General features: G+C 63.3%; 17 protein-coding genes. 10 read left to right on the top strand and 7 right to left on the bottom strand.

Features of this window, described 5'->3' with window-relative positions:
• Nucleotides 1-217 precede the first annotated feature (217 nt).
• Nucleotides 218-1,561: a sigma-54-dependent Fis family transcriptional regulator gene (locus KA354_19005; GenBank protein ID MBP7936737.1), complete on the bottom strand. Its 1,344-nt coding sequence runs from the start codon at nt 1,559-1,561 to the stop codon at nt 218-220.
• A 227-nt stretch (nt 1,562-1,788) separates the two neighbouring features.
• Here KA354_19005 and KA354_19000 point away from each other — a divergent pair, with 227 nt between their 5' ends.
• The 3 genes from KA354_19000 to KA354_18990 are packed head-to-tail and all read left to right on the top strand — an operon-like array spanning nt 1,789 to nt 5,014.
• Nucleotides 1,789-2,925 carry an efflux RND transporter periplasmic adaptor subunit gene (locus tag KA354_19000; GenBank protein MBP7936736.1) on the top strand — a complete coding sequence of 379 codons (1,137 nt, stop codon included), beginning with the start codon at nt 1,789-1,791 and terminating at the stop codon, nt 2,923-2,925.
• On the top strand, nt 2,922-3,872 hold the full coding sequence (locus tag KA354_18995) for an ABC transporter ATP-binding protein (protein MBP7936735.1): 951 nt from the start codon (nt 2,922-2,924) through the stop codon (nt 3,870-3,872). The genes KA354_19000 and KA354_18995 overlap by 4 nt, the downstream gene beginning before the upstream one ends.
• Nucleotides 3,869-5,014, top strand: a complete 1,146-nt coding sequence (locus tag KA354_18990) for an ABC transporter permease (protein MBP7936734.1) — start codon at nt 3,869-3,871, stop codon at nt 5,012-5,014. Before KA354_18995 ends, KA354_18990 begins: the two co-directional genes overlap by 4 nt.
• Nucleotides 5,015-5,077: 63 nt before the next feature.
• On the opposite strand, the gene KA354_18985 is transcribed toward KA354_18990, so the two are convergent.
• Nucleotides 5,078-6,001 carry a prepilin-type N-terminal cleavage/methylation domain-containing protein gene (locus KA354_18985; GenBank protein MBP7936733.1) on the bottom strand — a complete coding sequence of 308 codons (924 nt, stop codon included), beginning with the start codon at nt 5,999-6,001 and terminating at the stop codon, nt 5,078-5,080.
• A 539-nt stretch (nt 6,002-6,540) separates the two neighbouring features.
• Here KA354_18985 and KA354_18980 point away from each other — a divergent pair.
• A complete protein-coding gene (locus tag KA354_18980; GenBank protein MBP7936732.1) occupies nt 6,541-7,377 on the top strand; it encodes a hypothetical protein in 837 nt (278 codons plus the stop codon).
• 12 nt (nt 7,378-7,389) lie between these two features.
• Here KA354_18980 and KA354_18975 read toward each other — a convergent pair whose 3' ends face one another.
• Complete coding sequence (locus tag KA354_18975) at nt 7,390-8,496, bottom strand: LptF/LptG family permease (GenBank protein MBP7936731.1); 1,107 nt, start codon at nt 8,494-8,496, stop codon at nt 7,390-7,392.
• Nucleotides 8,497-8,629: 133 nt separating this feature from the next.
• Nucleotides 8,630-10,276 carry an LptF/LptG family permease gene (locus KA354_18970; GenBank protein MBP7936730.1) on the bottom strand — a complete coding sequence of 549 codons (1,647 nt, stop codon included), beginning with the start codon at nt 10,274-10,276 and terminating at the stop codon, nt 8,630-8,632.
• A gap of 204 nt (nt 10,277-10,480) precedes the next feature.
• Between KA354_18970 and KA354_18965 the strand changes: the two genes are divergently transcribed.
• The 3 genes from KA354_18965 (at nt 10,481) to KA354_18955 (ending at nt 14,111) form a co-directional block, all read left to right on the top strand.
• Entirely contained in the window at nt 10,481-10,921 is a 441-nt protein-coding gene (locus tag KA354_18965) for a hypothetical protein (GenBank protein ID MBP7936729.1), read from the top strand.
• A 192-nt stretch (nt 10,922-11,113) separates the two neighbouring features.
• Nucleotides 11,114-13,054, top strand: a complete 1,941-nt coding sequence (locus tag KA354_18960; protein ID MBP7936728.1) for an MFS transporter — start codon at nt 11,114-11,116, stop codon at nt 13,052-13,054.
• 16 nt (nt 13,055-13,070) lie between these two features.
• The gene (locus KA354_18955; GenBank protein ID MBP7936727.1) at nt 13,071-14,111 is read left to right on the top strand and encodes a DUF4838 domain-containing protein; all 1,041 of its coding nucleotides are present in this window, start codon (nt 13,071-13,073) and stop codon (nt 14,109-14,111) included.
• Between the two features lie 201 nt (nt 14,112-14,312).
• Here KA354_18955 and KA354_18950 read toward each other — a convergent pair whose 3' ends face one another.
• Nucleotides 14,313-15,380, bottom strand: a complete 1,068-nt coding sequence (locus tag KA354_18950) for a glycosyl hydrolase family 43 (GenBank protein MBP7936726.1) — start codon at nt 15,378-15,380, stop codon at nt 14,313-14,315.
• A 73-nt stretch (nt 15,381-15,453) separates the two neighbouring features.
• Nucleotides 15,454-16,317: a M55 family metallopeptidase gene (locus KA354_18945; GenBank protein ID MBP7936725.1), complete on the bottom strand. Its 864-nt coding sequence runs from the start codon at nt 16,315-16,317 to the stop codon at nt 15,454-15,456.
• A 159-nt stretch (nt 16,318-16,476) separates the two neighbouring features.
• Between KA354_18945 and KA354_18940 the strand changes: the two genes are divergently transcribed.
• On the top strand, nt 16,477-17,316 hold the full coding sequence (locus KA354_18940; GenBank protein ID MBP7936724.1) for a glycerophosphodiester phosphodiesterase: 840 nt from the start codon (nt 16,477-16,479) through the stop codon (nt 17,314-17,316).
• A 244-nt stretch (nt 17,317-17,560) separates the two neighbouring features.
• Nucleotides 17,561-17,722, top strand: a complete 162-nt coding sequence (locus tag KA354_18935; GenBank protein ID MBP7936723.1) for a hypothetical protein — start codon at nt 17,561-17,563, stop codon at nt 17,720-17,722.
• A 258-nt stretch (nt 17,723-17,980) separates the two neighbouring features.
• Here KA354_18935 and KA354_18930 read toward each other — a convergent pair whose 3' ends face one another.
• Nucleotides 17,981-19,249, bottom strand: a complete 1,269-nt coding sequence (locus KA354_18930; protein ID MBP7936722.1) for a DUF3754 domain-containing protein — start codon at nt 19,247-19,249, stop codon at nt 17,981-17,983.
• Nucleotides 19,250-20,164: 915 nt separating this feature from the next.
• Between KA354_18930 and KA354_18925 the strand changes: the two genes are divergently transcribed.
• A complete protein-coding gene (locus KA354_18925; protein MBP7936721.1) occupies nt 20,165-21,301 on the top strand; it encodes an FtsX-like permease family protein in 1,137 nt (378 codons plus the stop codon).
• Nucleotides 21,302-21,357 lie beyond the last annotated feature (56 nt).

Below are 21,357 nucleotides of genomic sequence, written 5' to 3'. Positions count from 1 at the left end.
TCTCCGTCAAGAGTGACCCTGTCTCTGTCAGGAGTGAGCCTGTCTCCCTCAGCAGTGTGGAGCAGGCTTCCAGCCTGTCACTTGACCGGCAAGCTACCAGTCCCACACCTAACGGGATAGGCTCCAAAGCCTGCTGGCGCCCCGGTTCGCCATCCGCCCCTTTGCCCGCACCACGACCACCGCGTTCACGCCCGCCTAGTAGGTGAACGACTCGGCCTCAGGTCTCGATGTCGCTCTTGCCCTGCGAAGTGCCAACCATGCCGTACTTGGTCATCTTGTCACGCAGGGTGGTGCGGGGAATGCCGAGAATCTGAGCGGCCCGGGCTTGGTTGCCGGCGGCCCGCTGAAGCGCGGAATCGATCAGCGTCCGTTCAATGTCGGCGATTGTCTCGGTCAGCGCCGGCGGGCGAACCGCGTCGGCGGCCGCGCTGGTCGAGGTCAAGCGGGTAGACTCCTCGGGGAGGAGAACGTCCCGAAGCTCGATCTGGCCCCCGCTGGTCAGGGCCGCGGCCCGTTCAAGAACATGCTCCAACTCGCGAATGTTGCCCGGCCAATGATAGGCGAGCATGGCCTCCGTCGCCTGCGAGGCAAGACGCAGCGTCTGCCCGCCGGTCCGTTGGGCCCTGTTCCGTAGATACGCCTCAGACAGCGGCACGATGTCCTCGCGGCGATCGCGAAGCGGTGGCACGGTCACCGTCACGGTCGAGATGCGATAGGCGAGATCCTTGCGAAATCCGCCCGAGTCAACCAGAGACTTCAGGTCGCAGCCGGTCGCGCAGATCAGCCGAACATCGAGCCCGCCACCCTGCGGCGTCTGCATCCGGTCCAGCAGATACAGCAACCGACCCTGGATCTCCGAGGGCAGCGTGTCTACGTTCTGAAGAAACAAGGTCCCCCCCGCAGCTTCCTCGAACTTGGCGGGCAGATCCATCTCCAGCTTGGGCGCCGGACACAGATCGCAGTCCAGCACCAAAAACGGCTTCTGGCCACCACGGCTGAGCTGATGGATCGTCCGCGCGACCAGACCCTTGCCGGTCCCGGTCTCACCTTGTAGCAGGACGGCACAGTCGTTGCCAGTCAGCTCACGCACCTGCCGACAAAGTTGGGCCCCCGCGTAACTGTACCCGACCAGCGGGCCAGCCTGCTCCCCACCCGCCGGCTGGGCTCCCGCCGCCCCGCCCAGAACCCCGGCCGCCCGCAGACCATCCAGCTTGCGGATCAGCACCTCCGTGGCAAATGGCTTCGTCAGGTAGTCCTGGGCACCACGCTTGATCGCCGTGACTGCTGCATCAACTGTCCCGTAAGCGGTCATCAGGATCACGTGGGTGTGCGGCCAGTGCACCTTGATCTGCTCCAGAAACTGCAGCCCGTCCATCTGGGGCATCCGAACATCGGTGACCACCACGTCCACCGGCCGGGCCTGCAGCTGCCTGAGCGCAGACTCGGCATCGGTGGCATCCAGGACCGTATAACCCGCTTGCGAAAGCTCAATCTGTAACGTGATTCTCTTCAGTGGCTCGTCATCGACGACAAGCACGACGCCCTTGGTGTTCTCGCTCATGCCCGCAATCCTCTTGACGTGTGGTGGTGAAACTGCTTCCCGCCACTCCCTTGGCTCGCGTTCGCCACAACGGCCGCAAGACCCTGCAAGGCCGACACTATCGGACCGCGGCCCACAGTTTATCAGCCGCGGGATTAATTGCAACGGGAATTTTGCGTCTCATTCACCTCGTTACAAACGAAAGACCACACGCTAAGATGGGCAAGCTCCTTCGGAGGTGAATCCTCATGCGTAAGGTGCTCGGACTTGCCGTCCTGGCCGGCCTCGGCGTCCTCGGCTGGTTGTATTGGCAGCAACACAAACCACAGGCCCTCGTCGTCTCCGGCTTCGTGGAAGCCGATCTGATCCGCGTCGGCTCCCGCGTCGGCGGACGGGTCGCCGAGGTCAGCGTCGTCGAGGGCCAGCAAGTCAAGGCCGGAACCCCCTTGTTCCGGATCGATCCGTTCGATCTTCAGGAGCAACTCAAACAGGCCGAAGCCGAACTGGCCGCCAGCCAGGCCGATCACGCCCGCCTCAAGGCCGGCAATCGCCCCCAGGAGATCGAACAGGCTCGGGCCAAATTCAACCGGATGAACGCGATCCACGAGAAACTGCTGGCCGGCCCCCGCCCTCGGGAGATCGAGATCGCCCGGGAAGAACTCAACCGGGCCAAGGCCGGCCTCGAACTGGCCGAATCAGAGCACGAACGCGTCGAATCACTCCGTAAACAGGGCACCGCACCCAAAATCGAACTCGACCTGGCCATCCGCCAGCTCAAGGCGGCAAAGGCGGATACCGCCGCAGCCCAACTCAAGCTCGCCCTCCTCGAGGAAGGCTCCCGAAAGGAGGATCTGGCCGAGGCCAAGGCCGCTTTGGCCGAGGCCGAGCAGGCCATGAAACTCCTGGAGGCCGGATTCCGGACCGAAGACCTCGCCAAGGCCGCCGCCCAGGTCATGGCCGCCCAAGCCAGAGTGGCGGCGATCCAAGTGCGATTCAAGGAACTCGTGGTCATCGCACCCTGCGATTGCTCGGTCGAGGCCATCGATCTCCATCCCGGCGATCTGGTCGCCATCAACGCACCCGCCGTCTCACTGCTCGATACCACCAGCCTCTGGGTCCGAGCTTATCTCCCAGAATCCCGCCTCGGACAGGTCCGACTCGGACAGAAAGTGCCCATCCGGGTGGATAGCTTCCCAACCGAGCAATTCCAGGGACGCCTCACCTTCCTCGCCCAGGAAGCCGAATTCACCCCCCGAAATGTCCAGACCCCAGAGGAACGTAGCAAGCAGGTGTTCCGGATCAAGGTGTACCTCGACCAAGGCTCGGACCGGCTCCGCGTCGGGATGGCCGCTGACGTCCTGCTGGGAGAGGCCGCCAATCCATGAACCAGGCAGTCATCCACACCACCAGGTTGACCCGCCGGTTCGGCAGCTTCGTGGCCGTCCGCGAGGTGAGCTTCGAGGTGCCACGAGCCAGCATCTTCGGCCTGCTCGGCCCCAACGGATCAGGCAAATCCACCTTGATCCGCATGCTCTGCGGCGTCCTCCGACCCAGCGACGGACAGGGCCGAGTGCTGGGCATCGACATCCGCCGCAACCCCGAGGCCATCAAGCGGCGGATCGGCTACATGTCCCAGAAATTCAGCCTCTACGCCGACCTCAGCGTGACCGAAAACCTCCGATTCTACGGCATGATCTACGGCCTGAACGCCACCCGTCAACGCGAACGAGAACAACGCGTCATGGAACTGACCGGCCTGGGCGCGTACGCCGACCGCCTCGCCGGACATCTCTCCGGAGGCTGGAAACAACGCCTGGCCCTGGCCTGCGCCGTGATCCACGAACCAGAAATGCTCTTCCTCGATGAGCCCACCGCCGGCATCGATCCGGTCGCCCGCCGGGATCTCTGGGATCTGCTCTTCACCTTGGCTCATCAGGGCGTCACCATGCTCGTGACCACCCACTACATGGACGAGGCCGAACGCTGTACCCACGTCGGATACATCCACCTGTCACAACTCATCGCCCTGGGCGAACCCGACGACCTCAAGGCCCTGCCCGCGGTCATGCCCGCCGGTACCCGGCGATTCGAGGTCGTCTGCGCCAATCCGCCCGCCGCCTTGGCCCGGTGCCGGGAACTGCCCGCCGTCCGCGACGCCACCCTGTTCGGAACCGCCTTGCACGTCCTGGTCCAGGAAACCCTCCCCCCCCAGAACCTCCTGGCTCACATCGCCCCAGGCGATTCGGCGGCTACCTTCCGCCCCATCGGACCCACCCTGGAAGACGTGTTCGTCCTCCTCAGCCGTCAGCGGGCGGCGGGAGGTGCCTCATGAACGGCTTCCGGGCTATCCTCCTCAAGGAATTCTCCCACATCCGCCGCGATCGCTCCACCCTCATCTTCGCCCTCTTCGTCCCCGTACTCCAATTGACCCTCTTCGGCTACGCCATCAACGTCACCATCGATAACATCCCCCTCGCGGTCTTCGATCTGGACCGCCGGCAGGAGAGCCGCCGACTCATCGATGCCATGTGCAACACGCGAACGTTTCGCGTCATCGAACACACCGCGGATAGGCAAACACTCCAACGCGCGATGACCAGCGGGCGAGCTAAAACCGGAATCCTCATCCCCGCCGACTACTCCGAACGGCTGCTCCGCGGCGAACAGGCCCAGGTCCAGGTGCTCATCGACGGCAGCGATTCACAGGTCGCCAGCACGGCCTTGAACGCAGTCAGCCTCCTGGTTGTCCAGCTCTCCACCGGAAAGGCCAAGGCCGTGGTCGAGGCGGCCCAGATCGCCCCGTCACGCGATCCCCGCGGCCGCCCGGCCTTGCCAATCGAGGCCCGCGCCCGCCTGCTCTACAACCCCGACCTCGAAAGCTCACACTTCTTCGTCCCGGGCTTGATCGCCATTATCCTGCAACTGGTCCTGGTCTTCATGACCAGCTTCTCCATCGTCAAGGAACGCGAACAGGGAACACTCGAACAGCTCTTCGTGACCCCCGTCGGCCGCGCCGCCTTGCTCTTCGGCAAGCTGATCCCCTACGCCCTCCTGGCCCTCGCCGAACTCCTCGTCATCCTCGTGGGTATGAACGCCGTGTTCAAGGTGCCTGTCCACGGAAGCCTCCCGCTGCTCATCCTCCTGTCGTCCTTGTTCATCGTCACCGCCCTCGGACTGGGACTGCTGATCTCTACCCTCGCAACCACCCAGCTGCAGGCCATGCAGTTCGCGTTCCTCATCATGATGCCCTCCGTACTGCTGTCCGGCTTCATGTTCCCGCGCTCGGAAATGCCCCTCCCAATCTACCTCATCAGCTGCATCCTCCCAGTAACCTACTTCGTGGAAATCCTCCGCGGCGTGATCCTCCGCGCGGCCGACGCAACCGACCTCATACCCCATATCGCCGGGCTGGTGATCTGTTGCCTCGTCATCCTCGGCCTCAGCCTCACCAGGTTCCGCAAACAGCTGGATTGAGCCCGACCCTGAGCCCGCAACGGCCGACCACCCACCCGACTCTCCCTCAGGGGCCCGGAGAGTCTACCGGCCGGCGCCCATGATCACGTAAGCCGCCATCCGATCCTTGGTGTGATTGTTGCACCTGGCGTCGGCCATCGCCGTGTGACCGTCCCAGTACAGAACATTCGATTTCTGCCGGTGACGCATGGCGAAGAAGTCGCCCAACGCCGGAAAACTCGTACCATTGTCCATCGAAACGAGGGAACTGCTCGCAGCGGACCTGTCCGTCGAGATCAACGAGTCTCCCTCGCCGTTGGGCCACTCCTCGAACAACAACGCGACCCGGTCCGGCGTCGTCCTGCATCGCGTGGGCTTGCCGTAAAACTCGCTGAGATACGTCGACGCCTCCACGCCCAGATTCTTGGGCGTGATGCGCTCAATCGACAGAAAATCGGTCGCATCGAGCACCCCCTCCTGCGGGCTTACGTTGCGGTTGCCTTTGACATGCCAGAGCGAGAAGTAATGCGTCTCCAGCACCCGCGAGTAACTGTGAATCGGCTTGCTGCCGTAAGCCCCGCCCGCCCCGATCGCTACCCCGATACGCCGCTTCCTGTCCTTCGGACAGAAGTACATCTCCTTGTCCTTCATGTACCTGTGGATCTGGCCGAACTCCACCCACCGGCTCGAGTCCGACGGGTACTTGCCCCCCGTCTTGGCATACAGGTCCGGAAAGTAATACATCATCGCTTCCGGGTAATTGTAGCTCGGGATCGGATGCGCATCCCACAACCACCACTCGTAGTGCGGGAAGAACTGCTTCTGTTCGTGAGCGTAAAACAGGTGGCCGTAATACAGCTCCCGCAAACGCGTCTTGCACACCACCGTCTGGGCCTGGTCCCGGGCGTTCGCAAGCGACGGCACAAGAACCGCGATCAGCAGGGCGATCAGGCTGACCACCACCAGCACCTCAATCAGCGTGAACCCCCGGCACGTGCGACGCGACATCACCAGTGACCTCCACGCCCACCGAACCCGCCACGACTCGATCCCCGGCTTGCGACTTGTTCCCCAGAGTTTAAAACTTCTCAAAGCTGGTGCCGGACGCCCCGGAGCCATGCCCAGAAAACGACGGCCACCGCCTCCACCGTCCAGCCCCCGCAGTCACCTCCGCCTCCACCGCCCAGGCCCGTGACTCGCTCGTCCCAAACCACCCAAAGCAGATAAGACGTCAGACGTCTTATGAATTATAGCCCGCCCGGCCCACCCCGCAAGCTTAATTCAAGAATCCCCCTCCAACCTCGGCACAAACGCCAAACCCACAGGATCCGCCCATCCTTGCCCAGCCCGCACCGAAACGCCACCGCCCAACCCCTACCCCCCCAAAAAAACCAACCCGGCTCCAGTTCGAATCTCGCTCGCCTATCCCAGAGATCGGCTTTCATCTCGCGTCCTGCCGATACAATACACGCCGCCTGCGGGACGGCCATGCTCCATCCGCCCAGCCCGGACATTGAGCCGCCCGACAGGCGACCACGAGGAGAATCATGGCCAAGAACACATTGGGCAGGAATCTGCTCCACGGGGCTCGAGCCTACCTCTCCGGTCCAATGGACTGGGTGGCTTCGCGGGCCGACGAAAAGAAGTCCGGCTGGCGGGTGCGAGTGAGCGAATTCCTGGCCCACCACGGGGTCACCGTTTTCGACCCGTGGCACAAGCCCGCCATCCGCGGCCTGCACGGGTATGGCGAAGAGGATGAACGAAGCCTCGAAATCCGCGACAACTGGACCTTCGCCTGGGGAGCACAGGGCGCCGCCGCCCGGGCCAAGTGCGCCGCCGCCTTTGGCGAGACCGTCCATATCGACCTGCGAATGGTCGATATTAGCGATTTCATCATCGCCTTCTGCCCGACCAACATCTACAGCGTGGGCACCCCCCATGAGATCGTGGTCGCCACCCTCCAGCATAAACCGGTCCTGTTCGTCAGCCCGCCGGTCCGATTCCCTACCCTCCACCAACTCGAGGAACACGCCCGGAAAGACCCCGAACTGGCCGCCCTGATCCAGCAGCTTAAACGCGAGGTGCCCATCCGCGAAAACACCCGCGGCATCCCCAGCCTGTGGTATCTGCCCATCGTCGGCAGCGAAAACTTCTTCGATGGCTTCGGGTTCGCCCCGTATCGCGAGAGGTTCCACTGGGAAGTCGACGCGAGCATCCAGCGGGAACTCGATCACCCCCCGCAGCGGCCGCTCCTGACGTTCCTCGAAAAACTCACCCAGGGCCACTACCCACAGCGGTGGAGCGCCCGCGACAACGCCTTCAAGGACGACGACGACTGGCTGCTGCTCGAAGGGGCCCTTGAGCAGGGCCAGGCCGCCGAATAAAACCGGCCCACCTTATGTCTTCACGTTGTCCAGCAACAGAACCGCAACCGGACCGAAAACAAGGATCGGAATCCAGGCCGGCAGGGCGGGGGACACCTCGAGCGTGCCGGCAACCTGCTGCCCGGCAAAAGTAATCAGGAAACTGACTGCACATACCAGCAGGGCCTTGCCACCCTGCGTCAGAATGCTGGTCGGCAGTCGGTTCATGAAAAACGGCAAACCAAGCAGGAGCAGGATCATGTTGCCGATCGGTTCCGTGAACCGCCGGTGCTTGATCTGGGCAATGCGGAGACGATCCACGTCGCCATGCTCCGCCAGGGCATTCAACTGGCGAGTGCCCAGAAACGCTAGCCACTGCGTCGTCTGACGGAGCTTGAGATCGTCCGGTACCAGCGTGCTGTGGTAAAAGTGAGTCCGTTCCTTCACCATCCGGTTCCGGCCGAAAACCCCTTCACCCTGCTTGGCCACACTGTAACGGAAACCGTTGGTCAGATCCCAGCCGTGCTTGGCCTCGTTCCAGTCCGCCTTGTCCGCCAGGATCATGTCTCCCAGGCCACCCCTGTCCGAGGGATCCGTCGACAACTCCATCACAATCAGCTTGCCCGCCCGCTGCTCCTTGGGCGAGAACTGCTGAGCACTGATCAGCCGGTTCTCCCCATCCTTGATGAACCAGACTTCGTAAACCCGGGCCCCCTCAACGTCATCGCGGGTCCGGGCCAGCTTGGGGGCAATATTCGGCAGAACCACCTCGTAATTCATGACCAGCAGCAGGTTCATGGCCAGCCCGGCAACGATGATCGGAGCCGCCAGCCGGTAGGTGCTCGTCCCCGAGGCCAGGAAGGCCGTGATCTCGTTCTGCCGCTGCAGGCGGGCCAGCGTACCGCAGGCGGCGAAAGCAGTGATCACCCCTGATAACTGGGCGAAGTACACGGGTACGTTGTAGACGTAATAGTCGAAAACGTTACCCAGGATGTCAATGAAGCCCCCACCGTCCTCGGTAAACTCGTCCAGATTGACGAACAGATCGAGTACCACGTACAGACTGATCAGGACGAACAACGACAGGACGTAGTTCGAGACAAAAGACCGCAGCAGGTATCGGTCCAGCGTGCGAAGCATAAGAAAACCTGTCAGCGGTCAGCGGTCCGCTTCTCGCTGCCCACGTTCCATCTCTGACTCTCCCAATGGCCGGGCGATGACCTCACGCCCGCAAAACCCGGAATCCTCAAACCTTCGAAAACCCCGTCGCCCTTCATCGCTTCAGGTACTTCGCCAGCACCACCACATCAGCAAGGGCCACAATCCCAATGCCCACCCAGATCACCCCCAAGCCGACTACAAACGTGTCCGGGTTGCCGCTGAGCTGCCGCCCCATGATGTTCATGACCACCACCAGCAACCCGGGAATGAAACTGATCACGAAAGCGGTCAGCATCTGCCCGCCGCGGAAGATGACCCCCAGGGCCGCGGCCAGCACCAGAATCACCAGCGAGCTCGTACTGAACGCCAGCCGTGAGTGCACCAGACCGGTCAGATTCTGCCGAACCGAAAAGACATTCTTGCGATCCGCCTCGCGGGCGTCATCCACCCGGCTCCCCAGCCCCATAGACGGTAGATCCACTTCCATGCTCGCCGGCGTGCTGTAGTTGCCCAGCAGAGCCCGATCGTCCGGCAACGGCGGTAACACCGCGAGCAACTCGCTGAGACCAACCCTGTCCAAATCCCACTTGCGGCGCTCGATTCTGTGCTTCGGATCGGAAGAGTCCACCATGACCACCTTCCCGCCCAGCGTCAGCGAGGCGTAAGGCACCGTGCCACTCGATCCCCCCCGGGTGGCCTCGATCCGGCAGGTGTCCGCGTCGTAGGTACGCTTCCCGTTCTTGTAGTACTCAACCACTTGAACCTTCGACAGCTCAGGCCGGAAACTCTCGCTGTCCAACCGAACCGCACCAGCTCGGATCTGGTAGCGAAGCCGATCATCCCTCAGTTCGATCATCTTCTTCGGGCTCTCGATCTGCTCGCGGACATATCGGTAGAACTGAGCCTCCCGCACCAGACCCCGCAACTTGAGCATGCGACTGCGACCGGTCGGCAGCTCGGTGGGGTGCTTCCGGTAATACCAGAGCTGCGACAGATCCAGCCACTTGGGATTCAGCTTCATCTCCGTCCTGAGACCCACCGGCGTGAACGGCCGTTCCTCGTCCTCGAACAACTGCTCGCGACTGAGATCCAGAAGCCGTACCTTCTTCAGCGTCGCCCCAAGCGTGGCGGTCTTGCTCGCCGGATCGGTCGAGAAGTCAAACTGGGCCGTCTCGGCCGTCCCGCAACGGGTCAGCTCGTCCCGCTCAAACTGAACGAACGCCGCATTCTTGATCAGAATAGTCTTGAGCTCCGGCCCATCATCAAACAGATGGGTCTGGTCAGCGTGTAGATAGTAGCCCTCGAACTTGCCGTACCCTCGGGTCTTCAACGCCTGGTACACCACCCTCTGCATGTCCCCCTTCACAATCGAGTCCAACTGCTCAATGAACCTCGGGATCAGGTAGTTCGCGAACGCAAAGGTGAAGACCCCCGTGAACAAGCTCAGTCCGACTGCCGGCAGCAGCAGCCGGAAAATGTTGATGCCGCTCGCCTTGCAGGCATCGAACTCGCGGTCCGCCGCCAGCCGCCCGTACACAATCGCACACGCAAAAAGGGCAGAGACGGGCAAGGTCAACGTCATCGCCACCGGCAGCACCAGAGCCAGAATCTTGGCCACCTGCACCGCCTTCAACACGTCAGCCTGAATCATGTTCATGACCCCTCCGCACAGGCTGAACGTCAACGTCAACCCGACGGCGGTGAGCCCAAAGGTCTTCAGCAGCTCACGGCTGACATAGCGTTGCAGGGTCAGAATCATGCACTCGCCGCCCCAAACGATCCCCCCGTCTTCGGGCCTCAAGGCCCTCCCGCGGAGGTCAGATCAACACCGTAACTCTCGAAACCACAGCAGGTAACAGATCGCAGGCTCGCCACCGCCCACGCCAAATCCCCACACCGTAGCCAAATCCGCCCGCCCGTCAATAGCTGGGCGCCCCTAGGACCCTTCGGGCATAATGACAGGATGAGCCGATCCGGACACCCCAGAGGCCAACTCCGCGTGGGCTCGCCCACCCAAATCGACCCCGGGGGACCAATCCTGCCCGAATGGAACCTCCGTTGCCTCAAGTGTGGCTACGACCTGACCGGCCTGCTTTCTCGACGCTGCCCAGAGTGCGGAGAGCTGTTCAAGCCGCGGGAAACTTGGCAGGCCAATCGGCTCAAGCACGCCGAGCCCTTCCACATGCCTTCGAACACCGCCTGGATCGTCGTCGGCATCATCCTGCCCGCCTCCGTGTTCCTGGCCTGCACGCGACCACTGCTGCTCTTCCTGGCCCCGGTGTGGATGGCCGTCGAGTTCACCTGCGCCAGGTTACAGGCCAAGCCCTTCTGGCCCCGCGTCGTCCTGGCCGCCATCACCGCCGCAGCAGTCGCCTACACCATTCTGCGACTGGTCTTCCCCTGACAACCACGTTCACCCGGCCGTACGCCGGCGAGAACGTCTGCCCCGCCGCCCTCCTCCTCCGTCGCCACCCCCACCCTCGCCCACGCTTCAGACTCCGATCCACAACCCATGACCCACCATACCCCCCCGACCCGTGCATCAGCCCCCCTGAAAGGGTGCGTTTCCCCAGTCCGTCACGTAGAATCCACGGCCATGTCCGACACCCCTGCGCTGAGTCGTTCGCGAGAACATGAAACCGAAGCGGGCCTGTTCCGCAACCGCGGCTTCATGCTGCTATGGGCGGCCTACGGCATCAGCGCCATGGGCGACCACATCTCCGAGATGGCCCTCCTCAAGAAGCTCGGAGCCCTCGAGGCGACCAACCTCACCCAGCTCGAAGCCCTCATCACCTTCATGTTCATGCTCCCCTTCTTCGTCCTCGGACCGTTCACCGGCCTCCTCGCCGACCGGCTGCCCCGCCGGGGAATCATGATCTTCGCCGATCTGGTCCGGGCCGCACTCATGTTCAACTTCGCCTACCTGGTCACCGCCTTCGGGCGACTGGGCGAGGCCCACGGCTTCACCGAGGTCGGAGCGTTCGTGCCGCTGCTGATCGTCGGTATCTTCGCCGCCCTCTTCTCCCCATCCCGATCCGCCTTGCTGCCAACCCTCATCCGCCAGGACCAGCTCGTCCGGGCAAACGCCATGACCAGCGGCCTGGGCGTCATCTCCACCATGATCGCCGTCCTCATCGGCGGCTACCTGGCCGATCACTACAGGGCCGAAGTGTCCTTCCACGTCGACGCGGGCACGTTCCTCGCTAGCGCCCTCCTGCTTGCCTTGATTCGACCGCCTGCCCGCGAAATCCACCGGCATCACGCCGGCGCCGGACCCGCCGCCCTCGCCGAGATCATCCGCTACGTCCGCAGCCACCGCCGCGTCATCCAACTCATCGTCGTGGCCGTCGTGGTCTGGAGCTGCGGCGGCTTGGTACGCAGCACAATGCCGGCCATCGTCCGCGACGTCTTCCACCGGCCTAACTACACCGAAATCAGCGGATTCCAGGCCCGCCTGGGACTGGGCATGCTCACCGGGGCCATCATCCTCACCATGCTCGGCGGAGCCCTCCGTAGCGAGATCGCTATCACCTGGTCACTCGCTGGGACCGCCGCCTCCATCGGCCTCCTGGCATTCAGCTGCTTCGCGCCGATCTCGGCCACAACGGCCTATCATCTCGGCGGCGCCGCGGTCATCTGCTCCGGTATCTTCGCCACCGGCGTCATGGCCAGCTACAACGCCCTCATGCAGCGCATCGTACCCAACCGCCTACGCGGCCGACTCTTCGGCATCACCGATCTCGTCACCATGGCCGGGCTGCTCCTCGCCACCGGCTTGCTGGGCATCCCTCGTTGGCAGAACATCGATCGCTGGGTGGGCTGGATCCTGGTCGCCGTGGCCCTGGTGGTCCTGGCAACCGCCATCGGCTCGCTCACCGTCCGCTTGCGGGCCAGCCCCTTCCACCCAAAGGTGGCATTCTGGTGGAACCTGAACGAGTTCTACTGCAAGTGGTGGTTCCGCCTCCGCCGCATGGGCCGCTGCACCGTGCCCGCCGAGGGCCCGGTGATCGTCATCGCCAACCACACCGCATCCAACGATCCGCTCCTCCTCATCGCCAGCGTTAGCCATCGCGTCCTCGGCTTCGTGATCGCCGAAGAGTACCATAACATCCCCCTGTTCGGACGCCTCACTCATATGATCGAATGCGTACCGGTCAAACGCAACGGCGAAGACATCGCCGGAACCAAGGCCGCCCTCAGACACCTCAAGGCAGGTAAACCGCTCGGCGTCTTCATCGAGGGCCGCATCGTCCGACCAGGCGAACAAGTGGCCCCCAAGGAGGGCGCCGCCCTCTTCGCCCTGCGAACCGGAGCGACCGTCGTGCCCGCCTTCATCTCCGGTACCCGGTACGATAAAGGCGTGGCGATGGCCTTCGTCCGCCGCCACCACGCCCGCGTGCGCTTCGGCAAACCGATCGACCTGAGCCCCTGGCAGACCGCCAAACCGGACAAGGAAACCCTCGCCGCGCTCAGCACCCGCTTCATGCAGGCCATTCAGGAACTCAAACCAGAAACCGATCCCCAGGCCGGGCATTGACAGGAGAGAACCAGCCATGACCAGTCGAAGACGATTCCTGTGGGCATGTCTCAGCGGCGCAGCTTGGTCGACACTCCCCACCCCCTCCACCAGGGCCCAGTCGTTCCCCAAAAGCCCCCTCGCCACCCGCGGCGTCGTCCTCGTGCCTGAAGACTTCACCCTCGCCGACTGGCCGGAACGAGCCAAAAACGCCGGTTTGACCACCATCGCCCTCCACCATCAGCACTCACCCCAGATCGTGGCCCAGTGGGTCAGAACGGACGCCGGCCGCCAGGTCCTGGAACAGTGCCGCAAACTCGATCTCCAAGTCGAGTACGAGCTCCACGCCATGAAGGAACTGCTCCCGCGCAACCTGTTCGCCAAAGAGCCCAACCTGTTCCGCATGAACGAAAAGGGCCAACGCACCCCCGACGCTAACTGCTGTACCCACGCCAGGCAGGGACTCGACATCATCGCCGAGAACGCCTTGACCATCGCCAAGACACTTCAACCCACGACCGGCCGGTATTTCTACTGGGGCGACGACGGCTTGCCCTGGTGCCTTTGCCCACACTGCAGGGAACTCTCGCCCACCGACCAGGCGGTCGTGGTCGAAAACCGGATCTGCAAGGCACTCCGAACCGTCAACCCCAAGGCCCAACTCGCTCACCTGGCCTATGACAACACCCTCTCGCCACCGACGAAGATCAGACCCGACCAGGGACTCTTTCTGGAGTACGCTCCAATCCACCGACGTTACGACATCCCCTACGAAAAACAGGACGCCAGGCAAGCCGACGGACTGCCCGCCCTCGACGCGAATCTGAAAGTGTTCCCCAAGGAGACCGCCCAGGTGCTGGAGTACTGGCTCGATGTGTCCCTGTTCTCAAAATGGAAAAGACCCGCCGTCAGGCTGCCATGGAGCCGAGAGGTGTTCGCCGCCGACGTCGCCGCCTACCGCAAACGCGGCATCCGACACGTCACCACCTTCGCGGTCTGGATCGACGCGGACTACCTCAGGCGGTTCGGTAACCCCAACTTCATCGTCGAATACGGGCAAGGGCTGACGGCCATGTGACCCCGCCAACCAGAAGACGCGGCCCAACCAGCCCTCAACGCCGGGCCTCACCCTGCGACCGCTCGGCCGGCGGCCACGTCAACTTCCTCAACTCACGACCCGACGCCAAGTCGTCCAGACGCCACTTCGCCCGCCAGCACATCTCAGAGCCCTCCGCAGGGAAGACGATCGGCAACCACAGGCGGCGAGAGTCGGACAGGCTCATCGCACCCCTCCCGCCCCTCGCTCGCCCTTCCCGAACGCGACCACCAGAGCATCATACTGCTTGCGGGTGATAGGCATCATCGAACCGTGCCGAACCCCCGGTGGAATCACGTACTTGTTCCAGTCCCGATGACGCGTGCCGCCCGCCGCCTGAAACCACGGCCCCTCCAGCCGCCCGCCGACCGAGAGACCATACGCCACGCCGGGGTACTGCTCATAGTACAGATACCACGCCTTGCCGTCAGGCGAGGGAATCAGCGTCGGAGCCTCCCGAAAGCCCGGACTGACCGGCAGCCCCGGCGCCGAGTACGGGCCCAGCAGGCTCGGCGAACAGCAGATCCGGATCGTCTTGCCCGTCGTCCATTCCAGCGTCGGATATCGCTCGTCCTTGAAGATCGCGTAGTAGCGGCCAGCCTCCCGCCGGACAATCGTGTCAATCGTGGCCATGTCCCACGAGAACAGCTTCCGGGGCGGATCCGAAAACACCTTCAGGTCCTTCGAGGTGACCCAGAGCGTCCGCTGGCTGGCCCAGTAAGGCTCGGGCAGCTCCGTCTGGCCCATGTCGTGGGGCGTGTGCCAGGTGAGCAGGTACTCCGCCCCCACTTCATCAAAGAACAACTTCGGCGCCCCGATCCGAGGCATGGCCCGAGCATAATCCGGCACCTTCCGGAGATCCGGAACATAGTCACTGTACCTCTTCCAGGCGATCAGATCATCAGAGACCCAGAAGTTGATGTCCGGCCGGTCGTCGCCGCGGTTCCCCACCAGGTAGTACCGACCATCGTGCCCTCGACAGATATCAGCATGCCCCCGGTACGCGTCAAAAACACGCTTGCCACCGTTGAGCCTCTCCCAATGCAGACCGTCCAGGCTGACACTGTAGTGCAGCCGCCAGTAGTCGCCGTCCATCATGTGGGCAAAGAGATAAGCCTCATGCCGGGGTCTCTGGTCACCCTTCACCTGACCCGGGGGATCGGGCATCTGCGCCGCCACGGAGCTGGCACACCCAAAGACCGCGACTGCGGAAACGAATCCTCTCACCCGGCCGATAGCGTGAGTTCGCATGACCGTTCCTGATGGGACCGCCGACCACCGCCACCGGTCCCGAACATCCAGAGCCTGCCCCCGCTCGGCGGGCTCAAAAGTCCAACAGCTTCAAGACATCCTCGATCACACCTTCCTTCGTGGTCAACTTCCCCGGGCCCGCGACAGCCCCCGGTGACGCCGGCTTGGCTGGCTGCAGGTACTGCTTCTTGGCTTGGATCGGCGTGGCCAGCCGGTACGGCTTGCATCGCGGAATGGCCGCCACCGCACGCTTCCCACCTTCGTACAGGGCTTGCCGGGTCTCCACAAAGGGATACAGAACCGCCGCCTCGCGACTCAGTCCCCGCTTGACCGCCACCGTGACACAGGGGTCTCCAAAAAAATGCCGGGCTTCCCGGCAGGTGGCCTCGTCACCGGTCACCAGGATCGTCGGCACACCATAGTGCCCCGCGATCGCCGCGCACTGAACCAGTTCGCCGCACTCGACCCCGTTGTACCAGTAGCGATTCTCGCCACGCGACGATTGGGTGTGATGCAGCACCGCGTTCGGTGTGCCCATCATCGCGTGTGCCCCCAACTGAACCAGCCCCCGAACCTCCGTATCCAGCCCCCAGTGCCTCTCCGGCCGAGGCAGACCGGTGATGTACTTCGCCCCCGGCTCCATCAGATGCGGAACAAACGCCTGACTGCCGTGCCCGTCAAGAACCACGATCTCCGTCGCACCCGCGTCCCGCAACCCGCGGACCACCGCCGCAATGTCACCCATCAGGTACTCCTTGGCCTGCTCATACAGCGGGTCAGTGACCTCCCGCGTCTGGGCGAACTTGTAGACCCCGCTGGCACCCTCCAGGTCGGTGATGATGTAGATCTTCAGCCCCGCCGCCCTCTGCCCGACACCGGCACAACCGACCAGCCCGGCCAGAAGCCAGCCCGCCACGAACCATCGGGTCAACGGCATGTCCACACCTCCCTGCCAAACTCCCTCCCGAGCCCGGAAGGAACCTCGCTCCCCAAACCCATCACCCGCCAACGACACCTGCACCCTGCCTAACCGCTCAACGAGGACAAATCAAGACCACCTTGAACTGCGTGCACCGGTCGCGTTACTATACGCCCCATGAAACCACCCAAACGGTCCTTCCATATCGTGCTCTTGTCCCTCTGCTCCTGCTGTGCCTGCAACGCCGCACCACGGATCACCGTCATCGCCCACCGCGGTGACTCCAAGGTGGCCCCGGAAAACACCCTTTCGGCATTTCGCAGCGCCATCGCCGCCAAAGCCAACTACGTCGAGCTCGACGCCCAACCCTCGGCCGACGGAACACTCTACTGCCTCCACGACAGCACCCTCGACCGGACCACCGACGCCGTGAAGCTGTTCGGCCGGAAAAAAGTGCCCCTCAAGGAGATCTCCGACCAGGACCTGGCAAGGCTCGATGCCGGCCGCTGGTTCAACGAAAAGTACGCCGGCGAACGACTGCCCACCTTGGCCGCCGCCTTGGACACCATCCAGGCACAATCCAAGACGCTCCTGGAACGCAAGGCCGGAACCGCCCAGTCCTACGCCAAAATCCTCAGAGAGAAAAACATGATCGACAAGCTGATCGTTCAGGCTTTCGATTGGAAGTTCCTCGAAGATCTGCATAAGCTCCAACCCACCCAGACCCTCGGCGCTCTGGGCGAGAAGGCAATGGACGACAAGAAGTGGACCCAACTCCAAGCCTCCGGGGCCAAGCTGGTCGGCTGGCAGTTCAAGGACCTCACCGCCGATATGGTCAAGGAGTTCCACAAACGCGGCTACAAGGTCTTCGCCTGGACCGTCGACGAACCCGCCGATTGGCAGAGGCTCATCGACTGGGGCGTCGAGGGCATTATCACCAACCGGCCCGGACCGCTGAACAAGATGCTCCATAAGGCCAGACTCTTCAAACCAGTAGCTCGGCAAACCAAGTCCTGAGCGGCACCCGCCTGCCCCGCCGAAAACCAAGAACCCAAACACCCAGCGCCGCCAGCCACGGCCCTCACCCTTCCACCAGCCGCAAAACACCCCTCGCTACCCGAGCCTCCGTCGAGCGGGACACGAACCCGAAAACTCCCTCGGACTGGACGCACGGCCGGCGGCGCGGACAATAGCACCGACCCGGCGGTCGGGTCAGAGGCGAGTGGTTGCCCAAGTCCATGAACGCAATCAGGAGATCCGTATGAGTCGCAGATGGGTCCGTTTGACACGTTGGATGACAATGGCCACCTCCGGCATGGTGGTCTTCCAGTTCCTGGGCTGCGATCCAACCCTGCAGCTGCTTCAAACCGGCTTCCTCGGGGCTATCACCGGCATGTTGATCTACCTCATGAAGCAGGTCTGAGAACCCCCCAGGAGTTGCCCGGCCCCGGCGCCTCGCCGATCAAGTGCCATCACCGCACGGGCAACACGCTCGGTCGCCCGAAACCAAGCGAATACCTCGCGACCAAACACCCCACGGGTTCGGCCGGCGCCAATACAACGCCGGCCGAACCTGCCCCGTCCATGCCGTAAACCGTCTCGTCTCCAGCCAGGCCGCGGAAACCACCCACCAGCACACCCCATCCGCCACATGAAATCAATCCGGACGCCCAACCACCCGCTACCGATTCTCGATGCCCGCCGGCCGGCAGCCTCGGTCCCGGACACGATCGGCCGCCCGGTCCCGATGATGATCCCGTGACCGATGATGAACCCAATGGTCCCGCAGCCGGACAACCGCCTGGGCCAGCGGAATCACCCGCATCCGCTCCCGGTCGTTCCACAATCCCAGCCGATCCAGCGTCCGTACCGCGTCCGCCACATCAAAGTCAACCTGAATGCCAAACCGATCGTGCAGGTAGGACTCCGCCTTCGCACCCAACTCGGCCTCCGAGGTCAGGGACGCCGCCTCGCAAGCACATAACAGGTACGCAAGCGCCGCTTCCTTGATCTCCTCCTGGGTAGTCATCGAAATCAGCATCTGGATCGTGCCGCTGTTGTTCGAAATATTCTGAAAGTACAAGTGCCGCGTACGCTGCGAATCACGCTTGGCCTTGGCCGCCCGGTAACCGGTCAGCGTTCGCCAGAACAAGACCGCAGCTCCGAAAACCACCACCCACAGCAGCCGGCTCACCACCATCAGGCCGGCCGAGGCGATCTTCGCAACCTGGGCAGTCGTCGAACCGATCGCCCCCGCACCTCCACCCAGCATGAACAGTCGGTCCATCCAGTTCATGGTGATCTCCGCGTGCGGCAGCAGGGCTTCCACGTCCTCCTCCGGGATGTCCTTGAACATCTTGAGCAGAATGTGCGGGTCACCCTTCAACCGGGCAATCACCACCAGCCGGCGATGAACCAGCAGCGACCGCCGCGTGCCCCGGATCGGCGCCTTCAGACAGCGGCGGGTCCGTTCCACCTGACCCATCCCACGAACAAACACACAAAAGTCCTCAACCCGGGAAGGATCAAGCTGCACCCGAAAACCATGCGAACTCGCTACCCGAATCGCTCGGTCGACGGCCACATCGTCCAGCCGCTCAAAGTTGGCCTTGTCCAGCAGGTACCGCAACTGGGCGTCAAGGGCCCGATACCCCTCCGGAACACGGGCGGCTAGATCGCCTCCCAGCGGCAGCGTCTCCCGGTCCGGGTTGAAAAACGAATACTGGTCCTCCAACTCACGCTCGAAAGCCCCCGCTTCCTGCTCGATCACCGCCGCCAGGGCTTCCACAAACGCCGCCGATTCGCCCCGGTCAATCCCCCGTAAACCACAGTCCTCCTCCAGGACACGAGCCAGATCACAGACCCGCAACGGCACAAACCGGTTGTCCACGTGATGGCATTCAACCTGGGCCGTCGGATCCCGGACCAACTGACTGCGCGATCGACGCATGATCGCGATCGTACCAGTTCCAGGAGTGCTCGGCGACACCCGCCTGCCTAATCCCAAACCTCTGACGCCGGTGACGCGATTCAACCACCCCTTACTCCGGCCCCGTCCTCCACCACGATCTCGATCCCTGACCCTGTGGTAGGGCGGCAGCCTCTGGTTCCCCCCCCCCCAGAAAAAAGCAGCCCACCCCAGCGGGCAGGAAAGTCGGCTCACCGCCCTCCACAACCACCGGAGCATCCGTAGTGTTGTCTCCAGGGCGTCAACCAGCCACCGGTGTCCAACGGGACAACACCACCGATCACCAGGTCCCCCGAAAAACCTGTGGCTGACGACCCTCTAGAATCGAGTACGGCGCGTAATATGTTGATAAGAATAAGATTATGCCTTGCGCCCCCCACGCAACAAATCCCTCCTGGATGGCTCCAGGCGACGCTCAAAATGGCTTCGTTTGGCGCCGGCGCATTCAATCGGACATGGCCGAGACGGAATTCCGTCCGCCGGCAGGCTCCCCATTCATGGGCCCCGCACCTTCAGGAGGTGCAATGAACGTCAACCTCGCCGTCCTTCATGGCACCGCAGGCGACACGCGCCAACACGGCTCGCGAGAACCAATGCCGGGTGCCTTGCGAGGCTCCCTCGGCAGCTTGCTCCCCGCGAAGAGCGGGGTGAACCGCCGGGTGCCTTCCCATGAAGCACCAATGAAGCTATGATGAACGCTCGCTGAACGCCGGAGATATGCCCTTACACCGCGAAGGGACAGCGGGTGACCCGCCGTCGGGACCACCCGCGAAGATTAGGTCTGCAGGCGCGACAGACCCCTCTCCAGCGTCTCTGCTCATCGGTGCAATGGGTCGTACCCCGACGTGAGACGGGGCATGGCGGCACGTGTGTCAGCCGGCGCGGTTGGAAGGATCTATGCCCGCGATTGCCCTCCATAACCTGATTCACGACAAGCACAAGCTGATGCTTGCACTCGTGGGCATCATGTTCTCCGTCGTGCTTATTACCCTCCAACTGGGCATCCTGACCAACGCCACCCACAACGCCGCCGGCCTGGTCAACAACGCCGGGGCCGACGTCTGGGTCATGCAGTGCGGCACCCGAAATGTCGACCAGTGCGAGACCCTCAGCGAACGGCGATACTACCAGGTCATCACCGTCCCCGGCGTGGCCTGGGCCGAACGCCTGGTGGTTCAATTCTCGCCCTGGAAGCTCCCCGACGGACAACAGTCTACCGTCACCCTCGTGGGCCTCGAGCCCGACTCCCGCCTGAACCTGCCCTGGGGCATGGCCGTCGGCCAGCGAGACGACATCTTCCATCAGAACGGCATCATCATCGACGAACGCGAAAGGAGCCGGTACGGCTCGGCCGCAAGACCGCTCAGCGTCGACGACCGCCTCGAGATCGGCGGGCACCGGGCACGCGTCGCAGGCTTCAGCTCCGGCGTCGGTACCTTCACCTTCGCCCCCTATGTCTTCACCAGCTACAAGCGAGCTCAGGAATCCGGAAAACTGCGCCCCGACACCACCAAGTATGTCCTGGTCAAGGCCCTGCCCGGCCTCAGCGCGGAAGAACTCCGCGATCGCATTCTCCAGCGAGTCAACGAGGTCGACGCCTTCACCACCGCCGAATTCGCCGCCAAAACCAGCTACTACTGGCTGATCAGCACCGGAATGGGACTCGGCGTCATCGCCGCGGCCACCATCTCCCTCATCGTCGGCACCGTCATCGTCGGCCAGACAATGTACTCGGCTACCATCGAGCGCCTCCATGAGTACGGTACTCTCAAGGCCCTGGGCATGAGCAACATCGCCTTGGCCGGCGTCGTCGTCCGCCAGGCGATCATGACCGGATTGATCGGCTACGCCGGCGGAGCGGCCATCGCCCATTTCGTGGGCAACCGCTTGCCCCAGTACAACGTGCCCGTCGAAGTGCCGTTGGCCTTGCTGGCCGTCATGCTCGTGGTCGCCGTCGGGATGTGCGTGGTCGCAAGCGTCAGCAGCGTGGTTCGCGTGTTCCGTCTCGAACCCGCGATCGTGTTCCGCAGCTAACGCCGTTCGCCACCCGCTTCTCGTCTTCGGGTGTGGCCCCGGCGTCTCCCGGTACG

The organism is Phycisphaerae bacterium, assembly GCA_018003015.1.
Taxonomy (GTDB): domain Bacteria; phylum Planctomycetota; class Phycisphaerae; order UBA1845; family PWPN01; genus JAGNEZ01.
This window is presented reverse-complemented; position numbering and strand designations above follow the sequence as displayed.

Bases quoted from the DNA above. Each gene is read 5' to 3' on its own strand.
- KA354_19005 (MBP7936737.1), bottom strand. From the start codon at position 1,561: ATGAGCGAGAACACCAAGGGCGTCGTGCTTGTCGTCGATGACGAGCCA.
- KA354_19000 (MBP7936736.1), top strand. From the start codon at position 1,789: ATGCGTAAGGTGCTCGGACTTGCCGTCCTGGCCGGCCTCGGCGTCCTC.
- KA354_18995 (MBP7936735.1), top strand. From the start codon at position 2,922: ATGAACCAGGCAGTCATCCACACCACCAGGTTGACCCGCCGGTTCGGC.
- KA354_18990 (MBP7936734.1), top strand. From the start codon at position 3,869: ATGAACGGCTTCCGGGCTATCCTCCTCAAGGAATTCTCCCACATCCGC.
- KA354_18985 (MBP7936733.1), bottom strand. From the start codon at position 6,001: ATGTCGCGTCGCACGTGCCGGGGGTTCACGCTGATTGAGGTGCTGGTG.
- KA354_18980 (MBP7936732.1), top strand. From the start codon at position 6,541: ATGGCCAAGAACACATTGGGCAGGAATCTGCTCCACGGGGCTCGAGCC.
- KA354_18975 (MBP7936731.1), bottom strand. From the start codon at position 8,496: ATGCTTCGCACGCTGGACCGATACCTGCTGCGGTCTTTTGTCTCGAAC.
- KA354_18970 (MBP7936730.1), bottom strand. From the start codon at position 10,276: ATGATTCTGACCCTGCAACGCTATGTCAGCCGTGAGCTGCTGAAGACC.
- KA354_18965 (MBP7936729.1), top strand. From the start codon at position 10,481: ATGAGCCGATCCGGACACCCCAGAGGCCAACTCCGCGTGGGCTCGCCC.
- KA354_18960 (MBP7936728.1), top strand. From the start codon at position 11,114: ATGTCCGACACCCCTGCGCTGAGTCGTTCGCGAGAACATGAAACCGAA.
- KA354_18955 (MBP7936727.1), top strand. From the start codon at position 13,071: ATGACCAGTCGAAGACGATTCCTGTGGGCATGTCTCAGCGGCGCAGCT.
- KA354_18950 (MBP7936726.1), bottom strand. From the start codon at position 15,380: ATGCGAACTCACGCTATCGGCCGGGTGAGAGGATTCGTTTCCGCAGTC.
- KA354_18945 (MBP7936725.1), bottom strand. From the start codon at position 16,317: ATGCCGTTGACCCGATGGTTCGTGGCGGGCTGGCTTCTGGCCGGGCTG.
- KA354_18940 (MBP7936724.1), top strand. From the start codon at position 16,477: ATGAAACCACCCAAACGGTCCTTCCATATCGTGCTCTTGTCCCTCTGC.
- KA354_18935 (MBP7936723.1), top strand. From the start codon at position 17,561: ATGAGTCGCAGATGGGTCCGTTTGACACGTTGGATGACAATGGCCACC.
- KA354_18930 (MBP7936722.1), bottom strand. From the start codon at position 19,249: ATGCGTCGATCGCGCAGTCAGTTGGTCCGGGATCCGACGGCCCAGGTT.
- KA354_18925 (MBP7936721.1), top strand. From the start codon at position 20,165: ATGCCCGCGATTGCCCTCCATAACCTGATTCACGACAAGCACAAGCTG.